We start from the raw sequence: 14,809 nt of genomic DNA on the forward strand, positions 1-14,809 counted from the left end.
GTCTCCCGGGTGAGGTCCTTCACCTGCCAGCACCGTTCGGCCGGGGAGGGCGACCACCGTCGCCCGCCCCGGCCGAGCACCCGCCGCGGTGACGGTCGTCACCGGCACCACCTGACGGGGTGGACGAATAGCCGGTGTCCCGGGGGTCGCCGGTAGCGTCAGAGCATGACCGAGACCTGGCCCGGCACCGCCTACCCCCTGGGTGCCACCTTCGACGGCAGCGGCACGAACTTCGCGCTCTTCAGCGAGGTCGCCGAGCGCGTCGAGCTGTGCCTGTTCGACCCCGACCCGGACCACCCCGGCAGCTTCGTCGAGACGAAGCTCGAGGTCACCGAGGTCGACGCCTACGTCTGGCACTGCTACATCCCGACCGTGCAGCCCGGCCAGCGCTACGGCTACCGCGTCCACGGCCCGTGGGACCCGACGCAGGGGCTGCGCTGCAACCCCAACAAGCTCCTCCTCGACCCCTACGCCAAGGCCACGGCCGGCGAGATCGACTGGGACCAGTCGCTCTTCGCCTACAACTTCGGCGACGAGGACAGCAAGAACGACGACGACTCCGCGGCGCACATGACGCACGGCGTGGTCATCAACCCGTTCTTCGACTGGGAGGGCGACCGCCGCCTCTCCATCCCCTACAACGAGTCCTTCATCTACGAGGCGCACGTCAAGGGCCTGACCCAGCTGCACCCCGACGTGCCCGAGGAGCAGCGCGGGACGTACGCCGGTCTCGCGCACCCCGCGATCACCGCGCACCTCGCCAAGCTCGGCGTCACCGCCATCGAGCTGATGCCGGTGCACCAGTTCGTCCAGGACTCCACCCTGCTCGACCAGGGCCTGCGCAACTACTGGGGCTACAACACCCTCGGCTTCTTCGCCCCGCACGCCGACTACGCCTCGAGCCAGCAGGGTCAGCAGGTCCAGGAGTTCAAGGCGATGGTCAAGGCCATGCACGCCGCCGGCATCGAGGTCATCCTCGACGTGGTCTACAACCACACCGCCGAGGGCAACCACCTCGGCCCGACGCTGAGCTTCAAGGGCATCGACAACGCGGCCTACTACCGCCTCGTCGAGGACGACCAGCGCTACTACATGGACTACACCGGCACCGGGAACACCCTCAACGTGCGCCACCCGCACTCGGTGCAGCTGATCATGGACTCGCTGCGCTACTGGGTCACCGAGATGCACGTCGACGGCTTCCGCTTCGACCTCGCCGCGACCCTGGCCCGCGAGTTCTACGACGTCGACAAGCTCTCCACCTTCTTCGAGATGGTGCAGCAGGACCCGGTCGTCAGCCAGGTGAAGCTGATCGCCGAGCCGTGGGACATCGGCCCCGGCGGCTACCAGGTCGGCGGCTTCCCGCCCCAGTGGACCGAGTGGAACGGCGACTACCGCGACACCGTGCGCGACTTCTGGCGCGGCGAGCCCTCGCTGGGCGACTTCGCCTCGCGCCTGTCGGGCTCGTCCGACCTCTACGAGCACTCAGGTCGTCGGCCCTTCGCGAGCATCAACTTCGTCACCGCCCACGACGGCTTCACGCTGCGCGACCTGGTGTCCTACAACGAGAAGCACAACGACGCCAACGGCGAGGACAACAACGACGGCGAGAGCCACAACCGCTCGTGGAACCACGGCGTCGAGGGGCCCACGGAGGACCCGGAGATCCTCGGGGCGCGCGCCCGCGAGCAGCGCAACTTCATCGCCACCCTGCTGCTCAGCCAGGGCGTGCCGATGCTGCTGCACGGCGACGAGCTCAGCCGCACCCAGGACGGCAACAACAACACCTACGCCCAGGACAGCGAGATCAGCTGGGTCCACTGGGACAAGGCCGACAAGCCGCTCATCGAGTTCACCGCCGCGGTCGCCAAGCTGCGCGCCGAGCACCCGACCTTCCACCGCAAGCGCTTCTTCACCGGCAACACCGTGCGCACCGGTGACGGCGAGCGCCTCAACGACATCGTGTGGCTCGACCTCGACGGCGAGCCGATGGAGGACGGCGACTGGGAGGGCGGCAAGGCCATCGGGATGTACCTCAACGGCGACGGCATCGCCGGCAAGGACGCCCGCGGCGGCGCCATCACCGACGACCACTTCCTGCTCTACTTCAACGCCGACGGCGACGCGCAGGTGACGCTGCCGACGGAGGAGTACGCCGCCGCGTGGGACGTGGTGATCGACACCGGCGGTGACGCCGACGCCGAGGCGACCCTGGAGGCCGGCGGCACGTTCGCGCTCGGCACCCACAGCCTCGTCGTGCTCCGCGAGCACTCCGAGCCCGAGGCCAGCCCGGACCACTCGGTCGCCGCATCGCTGGCCGCTCGGTCGGGTACGGACGCCCCGTGACCGATCCCGCCAGCGCGATGCGTACGCCCCACAGCACCTACCGGCTCCAGGTCAGCCAGGACTTCGACCTGCACGCCGCAGCAGGGGTGCTGCCCTACCTCCACGACCTCGGCGTGGACTGGGTCTACCTCTCGCCGATCCTGGCGTCCGAGCCGGGAAGCACCCACGGCTACGACGTCGTCGCCTTCGACCACATCGACGAGGAGCGCGGCGGTGAGGCCGGCCTGGCCGCGGTCTCGGCCGAGGCGCGTCGCCTCGGCATGGGGATCCTGGTCGACATCGTGCCCAACCACGTCGGCGTGGCCACGCCGAGCGAGGACCCGTGGTGGTGGGACGTGCTGCGGCTGGGCCGTGCCTCCGAGCACGCCAACGCCTTCGACGTCGACTGGGCCGCGGGTGACGGCCGCATCGTCATCCCTGTCATCGGTGACGACGACGAGGACGCGATCAAGGTCGTGCCCTCGGCCAGGGGTGGGGGCGAGGTCCGCTACCACGACCAGCGCTTCCCGCTGGCGCCCGGCACGACCACGCTGGAGGAGCAGCACTACGAGCTGGTCAACTGGCGCGCGGCCGACGAGGACCTCAACTACCGCCGCTTCTTCGCGGTCAACACCCTCGCCGCGGTGCGCGTCGAGGACCCCGAGGTCTTCGCCGAGACCCACGTGGAGATCAAGCGCTGGTTCGACGAGGGGCTCGTCGACGGCCTCCGCGTCGACCACCCCGACGGCCTGCGCGACCCCAAGCGCTACCTCGACGACCTCGCCGCGCTGACCGGCGGGGCCTACGTCCTGGTCGAGAAGATCCTCGAGCCGGGGGAGGAGCTGCCGTCCGAGTGGGCGACCGCCGGCACCACCGGCTACGACGCGCTCGCGCTCGTCGACCGCGTGCTCACCGACCCCGCCGGCGAGGCGCCGCTGACGGCGCTCGAGGACCGGCTCCGCGGCGACTCCGTCGACTGGGCCCGGATGGTCCACGACAACAAGCGCGCGGTCGCCGACGGGATCCTGCACTCGGAGGTCCTGCGGATCTCCCGCGAGGTGGCCACCTACCTCGAGGCCCGGGACGAGAGCGCCGACGAGGACGCCGTCGCCGACGCCATCGGTGAGCTGCTCGCCTGCTTCCCGGTCTACCGCTCCTACCTCCCCGAGGGCCGCCACCACCTCGACGAGGCCTTCGCCGCCGCGCGCGCCGAGCGGCCCGACCTCGCGGGGACCTACGACGTTCTCGAGCCGGTGATGAACGACGAGTGGGGCCAGCCGGCCCGCCGCTTCCAGCAGACCTCCGGCATGGTGATGGCCAAGGGCGTGGAGGACTGCTCGTTCTACCGCTGGTCGCGCCTCACCTCGCTCAACGAGGTTGGCGCCGACCCGTCGGTCTTCTCCGTCGACGTCGCGACCTTCCACGACGCGATGGCCGCCCGCCAGCGCGACTGGCCGGTCTCGATGACCACCCTCTCGACCCACGACACCAAGCGCGGCGAGGACGTCCGCGCCCGCATCACCGTGCTGGCCGAGGAGCCCGGCCACTGGGAGCAGGCGCTCGACGAGCTGCTGCGCCTCGCGCCCGTCCCCGACCCCGCCTTCGGCTCCCTGCTGTGGCAGGCCGTGCTCGGCGCGTGGACCCCCGACCACCTGCCCGACCTCCCCGAGCGCCTCCACGGCTACGCCGAGAAGGCGATGCGCGAGGCCGGCGACCACACCACGTGGACCGAGCCGGACGAGGCGTACGAGGCCGCGGTGCACGCCGCCGTCGACGCGGTGTTCGCCTCCGACGAGGTTCGCGCGGTGCTGACCGACCTCGCCGCCCGCATCGACGCACCCGCGCAGGCCAACTCGCTGGCGGCGAAGCTGCTGGCCCTGACGATGCCGGGCGTGCCCGACGTCTACCAGGGCAGCGAGCTGTGGGAGACGTCGCTCGTCGACCCCGACAACCGCCGCCCGGTCGACTTCGACCACCGCGCCGCCGTGCTCGCCGGCACGGCCGAGGACGATGCCGCCGCCAAGCTGCACGTCACCTGCTCGGCGCTGACCCTGCGCCGTGAGCGGCCCGAGCTGTTCACCGGCTACACACCCGTCGCCGCGACGGGCTCCGCCGCCGGCCACGCCGTGGCGTACGACCGCGGTGGTGCGATCACGGTCGTCACCCGGCTCCCCGTCGGCCTCGAGGCCGCCGGCGGCTGGGGCGACACGACGCTCGACCTCCCGCCCGGGACGTGGCACGACGTGCTCACCGGGCTCGACACCGACGGCCGGCTGGCCGACCTGCTGGCGGTGCACCCCGTCGCCCTGCTGGTGAGGAAGGACTGATCCAGATGCGTGGTCCGTACGACGTCTGGGCCCCGCGGCCCGAGCGTGTCCGCCTGCAGGTGGCCAACGAGGTCGTCGCGATGACCCGCGGCGACGACGACTGGTGGACGCCGGCCGGCCCGGTGCCCGACGGCGCGGTCGACTACGGCTACCTCCTCGACGACGAGCCGGACCCGCGGCCAGACCCTCGCTCGCGCCGCCAGCCCGACGGCGTGCACGGGCTCTCGCGACGCGACGCGACGACGTACGAGTGGCAGGACTCCGACTGGACCGGACGCCAGCTCGCCGGGTCCGTGATCTACGAGCTGCACGTCGGCACGTTCACCCCCGGCGGCACGCTCGACTCCGCGATCGAGCGGCTCGACCACCTCGTCGACCTCGGTGTCGACCTCGTCGAGGTGATGCCGGTCAACGCCTTCAACGGCACCCACAACTGGGGCTACGACGGCGTGGCGTGGTTCGCGGTGGCCGAGCCCTACGGCGGGCCGGACGCCTACCGCCGCTTCGTCGACGCCTGCCACGCTCGCGGCCTGGGCGTCGTGCAGGACGTGGTGCACAACCACCTCGGGCCCTCGGGCAACTACCTCCCGCTCTTCGGGCCCTACCTCAAGGCCGGGCGCAACACCTGGGGCGACCTGGTCAACCTCGACGGCGAGGGCTCGGCCGAGGTGCGCCGCTACATCCTCGACAACGTGCGGACGTGGTTCGAGGACTTCCACGTCGACGCCCTCCGCCTCGACGCCGTCCACGCGCTCAGCGACACCTCGGAGGTCCACCTCCTCGAGGAGATGGCGATCGAGACCGCCGCGTTCTCGGCGCACGTACGACGGCCGCTGACGCTCATCGCCGAGTCCGACCTCAACGACACCACCCTCGTCACCCCGCGCGAGGCCGGCGGCCGGGGCCTGGACGCGCAGTGGAGCGACGACTTCCACCACGCCGTCCACGTCGCGCTGACCGGCGAGACCACCGGCTACTACGCCGACTTCGAGCCGCTCGAGGCGCTGGCCAAGGTGTGCGAGAAGGGCTTCTTCCACGACGGGACCTTCTCGTCCTTCCGCGGCCGCGACCACGGCCGGCCGGTCGACACCGCGCACATGCCCACGTGGCGCCTGGTGGTCGCCAACCAGAACCACGACCAGGTGGGCAACCGTGCCCGCGGCGACCGCCCGGCCGAGCACCTCGACGACGACCAGGTCGCCTGCGCCGCGCTGCTGACGCTGGCCGGGCCGTTCACCCCGATGCTCTTCATGGGGGAGGAGTGGGCGGCGTCCTCGCCCTTCGCCTTCTTCACCTCCCACCCCGAGCCGGAGCTCGGCAAGGCGACGGCGGACGGCCGGATCGCGGAGTTCGAGCGGATGGGGTGGGACCCCGACGAGGTGCTCGACCCGCAGGACCCCGAGACCTTCCACCGCTCGCGCCTCGACTGGGACGAGCGCGCCCGCGGTCGGCACGCCGTCGTCCTCGACTGCTACCGCCGCCTCGGCCGGCTGCGGCGCGAGCTGCCGCAGCTCACCGACCCCGACTTCGGCGCCGTGTCGTGCACCGTGGACGGTCGGCTGTTCACCATGCGGCGCGGCGATCTGCTCGTCGTGGTCAACACGGGTGGCTCGGCGACCGAGGTCGAGGTCGGTGAGCGCGAGGTCCTGTTCGAGACGCCGGCGGGGGTCAGTCTCGACGGCGGGAATCTGACAGTTCCCGGCCACGCCGGAACACTGCTGGGCGCCGTCGCAACTTTCTGAGTGCCGCCGTAGTCTCCCTCGTGAACGGCCCGCACTCAGGGCCCACACGACGGGGAATCCCATGAACCGCATCACCGCACTCGCCGCCACCGTGGCACTCACCGCCGGCTCGCTCGCCCTGACCGCTCCCGCCGCCCAGGCGGCGCCGGCGAAGTACAAGGTGACCGCCAAGGCCAACACCGAGATCGTCATCGTCAAGGAGGACACGGTCAAGATCCGTGGCCGCGTGACCCCGAAGGCCGCTGGCCAGAAGGTCGTCCTCCAGCAGCGCGTGGGCAACAAGAAGTCCTGGAAGGTCACCGCGAGCGCGAAGGTCAAGGGCAACGGCACCTACGTCCTCAAGGACAAGCCGACCACGCCCGGGTCGCGCGAGTACCGCGTGGTCAAGGCGGCGAGCAAGGGCATCAAGAAGGGCATCAGCAAGTCGATGCCTGTCGAGGTCTACGCCTGGGAGAACCTCACCTCGCGCAACCCCGGCCCGATGACCAACATCGCCCCCGCCGGCGTCAACATCGGTGCCGAGTACTACGGCTCGAGCCTGGCCACCACCACCGCCGGCACGCCGTCGTCGGTGGAGTACACCCTGGGCCGCAAGTGCATCGAGATGCGCGCCTCCTACGCGCTGACCGACGAGTCCGCCTCGGGCGCGACCGGCCTGGTCGCCGTGTCCGCTGACGGCACCGTCCTGGCCAGCCACGCCCTGGCCGTCGGCTCCCTCGTGGCCGACGAGACCCTCGACCTCACCGATGTCTTCCGCCTGAAGATCGACGCCACCACCAGCGCGACCCCGGCCGCGACCGTCGCCGTCGCCACCCCCGAGGTCCTCTGCACCCGCTGACCGGGAGCAGCACGGTCCGCAGCGGCGGGCGCCACCGGGAATCACAGGCCCCGGTGGCGTCCGCCGTTGCCTGTGCCTGTCCCGATCGCCGGCGCCGGACCGCCGATCAGCAGCGCGCGTGGGTTTGCCCGTAGGCTTGGCTCTTGTGGCAGGCATCGACTACGAAGCAGAGATCAAGCAGCTCCAGGCGACGATGAAGACCATCGGCTCGGTGCTGAACATCGACCGGATGCGCGGCGAGATCGCCGACCTCAGCGAGCAGGTCGCCGCGCCCGACCTCTGGGACGACGTCGAGAGCGCGACCCGCATCACCGGCCGCCTGTCCGCGCTCCAGGGCGAGCTCGACCGCTTCACCGGTCTCGAGTCCCGCATCGAGGACCTCGGCCTGATGGTCGAGATGGCCCGGGAGGAGGGCGACGCCGACTCGCTCGCCGACTCCGAGCGGGAGCTCAACCGGATCAAGAAGTCCGTGGAGTCCCTCGAGATCCGCACCCTGCTGTCGGGCGAGTACGACGAGCGCGAGGCGATCGTGACGATCCGCTCGGGCGCCGGTGGCGTCGACGCCGCCGACTTCGCCGAGATGCTGATGCGGATGTACACGCGCTGGGCCGAGCAGCACAAGTACGGCGTCGAGGTCTACGAGGTGTCCTACGCCGAGGAGGCGGGCATCAAGTCCGCCGAGTTCGCCATCCACGCGCCCTACGCCTACGGCACCCTCTCCGTCGAGGCCGGCACCCACCGCCTGGTGCGGATCAGCCCCTTCGACAACCAGGGCCGCCGCCAGACCTCGTTCGCAGCGGTCGAGGTGGTGCCCATGCTCGAGCAGACCGACGAGATCGAGGTCGACGAGAACGAGATCCGCACCGACGTCTTCCGCTCCGGCGGTCCCGGCGGCCAGTCGGTCAACACCACCGACTCCGCGGTCCGGCTCACCCACATCCCCACCGGCATCGTCGTGTCCTGCCAGAACGAGAAGTCGCAGCTGCAGAACAAGGCGTCCGCGATGGTCGTGCTCAAGGCCAAGCTCCTCGCCCGCAAGAAGGCCGAGGAGGCCGCGCTCAAGAAGGACCTGAAGGGCGACGTCCAGGCCAGCTGGGGCGACCAGATGCGCAACTACGTCCTCAACCCCTACCAGGTCGTCAAGGACCTCCGTACGGGCCACGAGTCCGGCAACCCCAGCGGTGTCTTCGACGGTGACCTCGACGACTTCATGGAGGCCGGCATCCGCTGGCGTCGCGGGGCGGACAAGGCCGACGCCTGAGTCCGGCAGCGCCCCGGGCGCGTTTCGGGTCTGCGTCCACCACTGACGTAGCCTCGACGCCGTGATTCGCTTCGAGAAGGTCACCAAGGCCTACCCCGGCCATCCCCACCCCGCCCTGGACAACATCTCGGTCGACGTGGAGAAGGGGGAGTTCGTCTTCCTGGTCGGGTCCTCGGGCTCCGGCAAGTCGACCTTCCTGCGGCTGGTGCTCCGGGAGTACCGACCCACGTCGGGTCGGGTCTACGTCGCGGGCAAGGAGATCAACCGGCTTGCCAGCTGGAAGGTCCCGCGGCTGCGCCGCGACATCGGCACCGTCTTCCAGGACTTCCGGCTGCTGCCCAACAAGACGGTGACCGAGAACGTCGCCTTCGCGCTCCAGGTGATCGGCAAGTCGCGCAAGGAGATCAAGGACCTGGTCCCCGAGACGCTCGAGCTGGTCGGGCTCAGCGGCAAGGGCGACCGGATGCCCGACGAGCTCTCCGGCGGCGAGCAGCAGCGCGTGGCCGTGGCCCGCGCGTTCGTCAACCGGCCGATGATCCTGATCGCCGACGAGCCGACCGGAAACCTCGACCCGACCACGTCGGTCGGGATCATGAAGCTCCTCGACCGCATCAACCGCACCGGCACCACCGTGGTCATGGCGACCCACGACTCCGGGATCGTCGACCAGATGCGCAAGCGCGTCATCGAGCTCGAGAACGGACACGTCGTGCGCGACCAGGCGCAGGGCGTCTACGGCCACCAGACCTGACCGGACCCGGCGGTCACCCCCAGATCTCCGACGCAACAGATCGAGAGCCTTCCCTCCATGCAGCTTCGCTACGTCTCCTCCGAGCTCGGCCAGGGCCTGCGGCGCAACGTGTCCATGCACCTCGCCGTGGTGCTGACCCTCTTCGTCTCGCTCACGCTCGTCGGCGTCGGCGTCCTGTTCAACCAGCAGGCGTCCAAGGCGGCCGACCACTGGGGCAACCAGCTCCAGATCACGGTCTACCTGTGCCGGGTCAACGACAGCAGCGCGGTGTGCCCCAACGCGGTCACCGACGCGCAGAAGACCGAGATCGCCGCGGTCGTCGAGGACAACCCCGAGGTCGCGGACTACCACTTCGAGTCCAGCGAGCAGGCGCTCGGGAAGGCCCGCGAGCTCTACGGCGACGAGCTCTTCACCGGTGAGAACCCCGCGATCACCGCCGAGGACATGCCGCAGACGTTGTGGATCACCCTGCAGGACCCGGACGAGTACGAAGGCATCACCAGTGCGGTGCAGGGCCTCGACGGCGTCTCCAAGGTGCGCGACATGCGCGAGCAGGTCGCCCCGATCCTGGAGTCGATCAACATGCTCCAGTGGGTCGCGCTCGGCACTGCGGCCTTCCTGGTGTTCGCCGCCCTGCTCCTGGTGGCCAACACGATCAGGCTCGCGGCCTTCGCGAGGCGCAAGGAGATCGGCATCATGCGGCTGGTGGGCGCCTCCACGCTCTACATCGCGCTGCCCTTCCTCCTCGAGGCCCTGGTGACCGCGCTGATCGGCGTCGTGCTGGCCGGCGGTGCGCTCTGGGGCTTCATGTACTTCGGCATCGACGAGCTCTCCGCGAACCGGCTGAAGTTCGTCCCGTGGATCGGCTGGGACGAGTTCTGGCTGGCCGCAGGGTCGGTCGCGATCCTCGGTCCGCTGCTCACCTTGCTCCCGACACTCGTGTTGACGCGCAAATACCTCAAAGTGTGATCCGCGGGGGTTAGCGTCTGGGTGTTCCCTTCCCCGAACACAAAGGCTTCCCCGGTGCGTTCCTTCCCCCGTACCGCTCATCGCCGCACGGCTGCAGCACTTGTCGCCGTCATGGCCCTGGGTGTCTCCGCCGCGCACGCCGACGACCTCAAGGACAAGCAGGACAAGGTCGAGCGGCAGCTCGAGAGCGCCCAGGACGACCTCGGCGAGTCGAGCTCGCAGCTGCGGCGCGCCAGTGCGCGCCTCGAGGCGGCCCAGGCCCAGCTCGCCGACGCCAAGACCCAGCTGGCCACGGCGCGCGGCAAGGTCGAGGTCGCCCGCGAGCGTGACGCCCAGATGCAGGCAGAGCTCACCGCCGCCGAGGCCGAGCTGGCGTCCGCCGAGGCCGCGCTGGAGCAGGGCCAGGTCGATCGCGAGGAGCAGCGCGAGCGCGTGGCGTCCACGATCGCCGACATGTACTCCGAGGGCGACCCCGAGCTGATCGCCTTCTCATCGCTCATCGACGCCGAGACGACCGAGGAGCTCACCCGCCGCGACGGCGTACGCGACGTCATCGTCGGGCAGGAGGCCCGGGCGTACGACGAGCTCACGGCCGCCGAGGTGCTCCTCGAGGTCCGCGAGCAGCAGGTCACCGAGGCCCGCGACGACGTGGCCGCCAAGCGCGAGGCTGCCGCCGAGCACCTCACCCTCATGCAGCAGCTCGAGGCCGAGGAGCAGTCGGCCAAGGACTCCGTCGTCTCGATGGTCGTCGAGCGCCGCGACGCCCGGGTGGGCGCCCGCGAGGCCCGTGCGGCCGACGTGGCCAAGCTCCGCAAGCTCCAGCAGGAGCAGGAGCGGATCGAGGAGATGCTGCGCAAGCGCGCCCTCGCCGCCCTGCGCCGCCAGCGCGCGAAAGCAGCGAAGGCCCGGTCACAGGCGCGCTCGCAGGCGGCCGCCCCGAGCCCCGGGCTGCTGGCCTACCCGGTCGACGGCTACGTCACCTCGCCGTTCGGCTACCGCACGCACCCGATCTACAAGTACTGGGGCCTCCACGACGGCATCGACTTCGGGGGAGGCTGCGGCACCCCGCTCCGCGCGTCCGCGCCGGGACGGGTCGTCGCGTCGTACTCGAGCTCGGTCTACGGCAACCGGCTGATCATCGACCACGGCGTGCTCAGCGGGCGCGGTGTCGCCACGATCTACAACCACGCCAGCGGCTACAACGTCGGCGTGGGCGACCGGGTGGCCGAGGGACAGGTCATCGGCTTCGAGGGCAGCACCGGCTGGTCCACGGGCTGCCACCTGCACTTCACCGTCATGGCCAACGGTCAGGCCGTCGACCCGATGAACTGGATGTAAGGCGCTGGACACCGCCTGAGAGAATGGCTCCATGGCGAAGGAGCAGGGCCAGAAGATGGTCGCGCAGAACAAGAAGGCCCGCCACGACTACCACATCGAGGACACCTGGGAGGCCGGGCTGGTCCTCATGGGCACCGAGGTGAAGTCGTTGCGCCAGGGCCGCGCGTCCCTCGTCGACGGCTTCGGCGAGATCGACAACGGCGAGGCCTGGCTGCTCGGCGTGCACATCCCGGAGTACAGCCAGGGCACCTGGACCAACCACTCCGCGCGTCGCCGCCGCAAGCTGCTGCTCAACCGGTCCGAGATCGACAAGATCGAGCGCAAGATCACCGACAAGGGCTACACGATCGTCCCGCTCGCCCTCTACTTCAAGGACGGCCGCGCGAAGGTCGAGATCGCGCTCGCGAAGGGCAAGAAGTCCTACGACAAGCGCCACACCCTCGCCGAGCGCACGGCCAACCGCGAGAAGGTGGAGGCGGTGCAGCGGAGGCTCAAGGGTCACCGGGACTGACCCGGTGAGGGACCCTGCCGCGTTCACCGAGTCGCTCGGGCTCCCGGGCCTGCTCGACCTCCACACCCACTTCGTGCCGCCGCGGGTGATGGCCAAGGTGCGCGCGCAGTTCGACGCCGCCGGCCCGCTCATCGGCCGACCGTGGCCGCTGCACTACCGCGACTCCGACGAGGTGCTGGTGGAGACGCTGCGCTCGTTCGGCGTACGCCGATTCACCGCGCTGCCCTACGCCCACAAGCCCGAGATGGCCGAGTTCCTCAACGACTGGGCCGCCGGTTTCGCCGCGCGGGTGCCCGAGGCGCTCGTGTGCGGGACCTTCTTCCCCGAGCCCGGCGTGGCGGCGTACGTCGCCTCCCGCTCCGCCCCTTCAGCGCACCGGGTGGAGGTCTGGAAGGTGCACGTGCAGGTCGGCGCGTTCGACGTCACCGACCCGTTGCTCGACGAGGCGTGGGGGATCGTCGCCGACACCGGCACCCCGGTCGTGCTCCACGCCGGGAGCGGCCCCGTGGCCACCGAGCACACCGGACCCGCGCCGGTCGCCGCGCTGCTGGCGCGCCACCCGCGGCTGCGGCTGGTGATCGCGCACGCCGGCGCACCGGAGTACGCCGAGTTCCTCGCCCTGGCGGAGGCCCACGAGCGGGTGGCGCTGGACACCACGATGGCCTTCACGCCGTTCTTCGAGGAGATGGGCGGCGCCTACCCTCCGGCGCTGCTGCCGCGGCTGCGGGACCTCGGGCTGGCCGGCAAGGTGCACCTCGGGAGTGACTTCCCCAACATCCCCTACCCCTACTCCATCCAGCTCGACGCGCTCGAGCGGCTGGACCTGGGCGAGGAGTGGCTGCGCGCGGTGTGCTGGACCAATACCGAGGCCCTGCTCGGATAAGAGCCCTCTCAGGATCCGTCGATAGGTTCTCCGGGTGGAACCTGGCACCTGGATCGACATCCTTCTCGTCCTCGCGTTCATCCTCGTGGGCGGTGTGTTCGCCGCGACCGAGATCGCGCTGGTCTCGCTGCGCTCCGGACAGGTGGACCGGTTGGAGACCGAGGGCGGGCGCGGTCACTCCGTGGCGTCGCTGGCCCGCGACCCCAACCGGTTCCTCTCGGCGGTGCAGATCGGCGTCACGGTGGCGGGCTTCTTCTCGGCCGCCTTCGGCGCCTCGACCCTCGCGCCGTCCTTCGCGCCGGTCTTCGAGGGTCTCGGCCTCCCGGGCCCGGACACGGTGTCGCTGGTCGTGACGACCCTCGTCGTGTCCTACCTCTCGCTCGTGCTCGGCGAGCTCGTGCCCAAGCGGCTCGCGCTCCAGCGCTCGGTGGGCGTGGCCAAGCTCTTCGCCCCGCCACTGGGCCGCTTCGCCACCGTGATGACGCCCGTCATCTGGCTGCTCTCGCTCTCGACCAACCTCCTCGTCCGCCTGCTCGGCGGCAACCCCGACGCCTCAGGAGACGAGGTGGACGAGGAGGAGCTGCGGATGATGATCTCGGGCCACGAGGACATCCCGGAGGGCGAGCGCCGCCTCGTCGACGACGTCTTCGAGGCCGGCGACCGCTCGCTGAGCGAGGTGATGAAGCCGCGCGGCGACGTCGCCTTCCTCGCCGGTGACCTCACCCTGGCCGAGGCGGTCGCGGTGATCGTCACCGAGCCCTACACGCGCTACCCGGTCACGGGGGAGTCGTTCGACGAGATCCTGGGCTACCTCCACCTGCGCGACGTGCTCGGGCGTGCCGACGACCACAGCACCCCGGTGGCCGACATCGTCCGTGACCTGCCGGTGCTGCCGCGCACGAACCGCGTGCTGCCCTCGATCGACCAGCTGCGCAGCCAGGGGGCCCACATCGCGCTGGTCGTCGACGAGTACGGCGGCACCGACGGCATCGTGACCCTCGAGGACCTCATGGAGGAGCTCGTCGGCGAGATCCACGACGAGTACGACCGCGACGCCGAGATCGCCGCCTCGGCCGACCCCGAGACGGTCGACGCGGGCCTGACAATCGAGGAGTTCAGCGACCGCACCGGTGTCGAGCTGGTGGACGGGCCGTACGAGACGGTGGCCGGCTTCGTGCTCCACCGCCTGGCCCGGATGGCCGACGTGGGCGACAAGGTCCCGGTCGCCGAGCACACCCTCGAGGTGGCCGAGGTCGACGGGCACCGCATCACGCGCGTACGCGTCCACGAGCCGGTGGAACCCGGCGTGCCCGCCGAGGTCGGCGACGCCCACCTGGGCGCCCAGCAGGTCGCCTTCGCCCGCCACTTCGCCGTGTGGGGGCTCTTCCTTCCAGACGAGGCGGTGGCGAACCACGCCGACGGTCACGTGCACGGCCACGGCTGGCTGGTCCGCTTCCGCTGGCAGCCCGATGGTGGCCTCCTGGTGCGCGCCGACCACCGGATGACGAGCGAGCGGCTCTTCGTCATCACCCCCGACGGCCGGGAGGAGTCCGCCGACCTCGACGTCCCCGCCGAGGCGATGGTGACCCCGCCGGAGGCCACGTCCGAGGAGAAGGCGGCCATCGAGCGCGACTATCGCACCGCCTGGACGGGCTACCACCACGCGATCGCGGAGCGGGGGCTGACCTTCGACACCGGCAGCGTCCCGCACACGCTCCCGTCCGGCTCCGACCGCCAGGTCTGGCGCCTCGACGACGGTGAGTGGCACAGCGATCCGGTGCTCGCGGCGGAATAGCGTTCGCCGCCTGTCGGTTGAGGCACGTAGACTGTGGGTGCAGGCCAGCGCCACCGGTCTGCTTGACAA

At 70.6% G+C, this 14,809-nt stretch carries 11 protein-coding genes; all 11 read left to right on the forward strand.

Annotated features, from left to right (window positions below; all coding sequences use genetic code 11):
• Nucleotides 1–165 precede the first annotated feature (165 nt).
• The 11 genes from glgX (at nt 166) to IRX98_RS23600 (ending at nt 14,740) form a co-directional block, all read left to right on the forward strand.
• Complete coding sequence (glgX, locus tag IRX98_RS16840; protein WP_224278726.1) at nt 166–2,346, forward strand: glycogen debranching protein GlgX; 2,181 nt, start codon at nt 166–168, stop codon at nt 2,344–2,346.
• A complete protein-coding gene (gene treY, locus IRX98_RS16845; protein WP_224278728.1) occupies nt 2,343–4,652 on the forward strand; it encodes a malto-oligosyltrehalose synthase in 2,310 nt (769 codons plus the stop codon). Before glgX ends, treY begins: the two co-directional genes overlap by 4 nt.
• A 5-nt stretch (nt 4,653–4,657) precedes the next feature.
• Nucleotides 4,658–6,394, forward strand: coding sequence for a malto-oligosyltrehalose trehalohydrolase (gene treZ, locus IRX98_RS16850; RefSeq protein WP_224278729.1), 1,737 nt, complete (start codon nt 4,658–4,660; stop codon nt 6,392–6,394).
• Between the two features lie 61 nt (nt 6,395–6,455).
• Nucleotides 6,456–7,232 carry a hypothetical protein gene (locus tag IRX98_RS16855; RefSeq protein WP_224278730.1) on the forward strand — a complete coding sequence of 259 codons (777 nt, stop codon included), beginning with the start codon at nt 6,456–6,458 and terminating at the stop codon, nt 7,230–7,232.
• Nucleotides 7,233–7,377: 145 nt separating this feature from the next.
• Nucleotides 7,378–8,493: a peptide chain release factor 2 gene (gene prfB, locus IRX98_RS16860; protein ID WP_224278731.1), complete on the forward strand. Its 1,116-nt coding sequence runs from the start codon at nt 7,378–7,380 to the stop codon at nt 8,491–8,493.
• Between the two features lie 61 nt (nt 8,494–8,554).
• Nucleotides 8,555–9,244, forward strand: a complete 690-nt coding sequence (gene ftsE, locus IRX98_RS16865; RefSeq protein WP_224278732.1) for a cell division ATP-binding protein FtsE — start codon at nt 8,555–8,557, stop codon at nt 9,242–9,244.
• Nucleotides 9,245–9,301: 57 nt separating this feature from the next.
• Nucleotides 9,302–10,213: a permease-like cell division protein FtsX gene (gene ftsX, locus IRX98_RS16870; protein ID WP_207082249.1), complete on the forward strand. Its 912-nt coding sequence runs from the start codon at nt 9,302–9,304 to the stop codon at nt 10,211–10,213.
• A 54-nt stretch (nt 10,214–10,267) separates the two neighbouring features.
• Complete coding sequence (locus IRX98_RS23595) at nt 10,268–11,551, forward strand: peptidoglycan DD-metalloendopeptidase family protein (RefSeq protein WP_224278733.1); 1,284 nt, start codon at nt 10,268–10,270, stop codon at nt 11,549–11,551.
• 31 nt (nt 11,552–11,582) lie between these two features.
• Complete coding sequence (gene smpB / locus IRX98_RS16880) at nt 11,583–12,062, forward strand: SsrA-binding protein SmpB (protein ID WP_224278734.1); 480 nt, start codon at nt 11,583–11,585, stop codon at nt 12,060–12,062.
• Between the two features lie 4 nt (nt 12,063–12,066).
• Nucleotides 12,067–12,945, forward strand: coding sequence for an amidohydrolase family protein (locus IRX98_RS16885; RefSeq protein WP_224278735.1), 879 nt, complete (start codon nt 12,067–12,069; stop codon nt 12,943–12,945).
• 34 nt (nt 12,946–12,979) lie between these two features.
• Nucleotides 12,980–14,740, forward strand: a complete 1,761-nt coding sequence (locus tag IRX98_RS23600; protein WP_224278736.1) for a hemolysin family protein — start codon at nt 12,980–12,982, stop codon at nt 14,738–14,740.
• Nucleotides 14,741–14,809: the final 69 nt, after the last annotated feature.

The organism is Nocardioides lacusdianchii (assembly GCF_020102855.1).
Lineage (GTDB): Bacteria > Actinomycetota > Actinomycetes > Propionibacteriales > Nocardioidaceae > Nocardioides > Nocardioides lacusdianchii.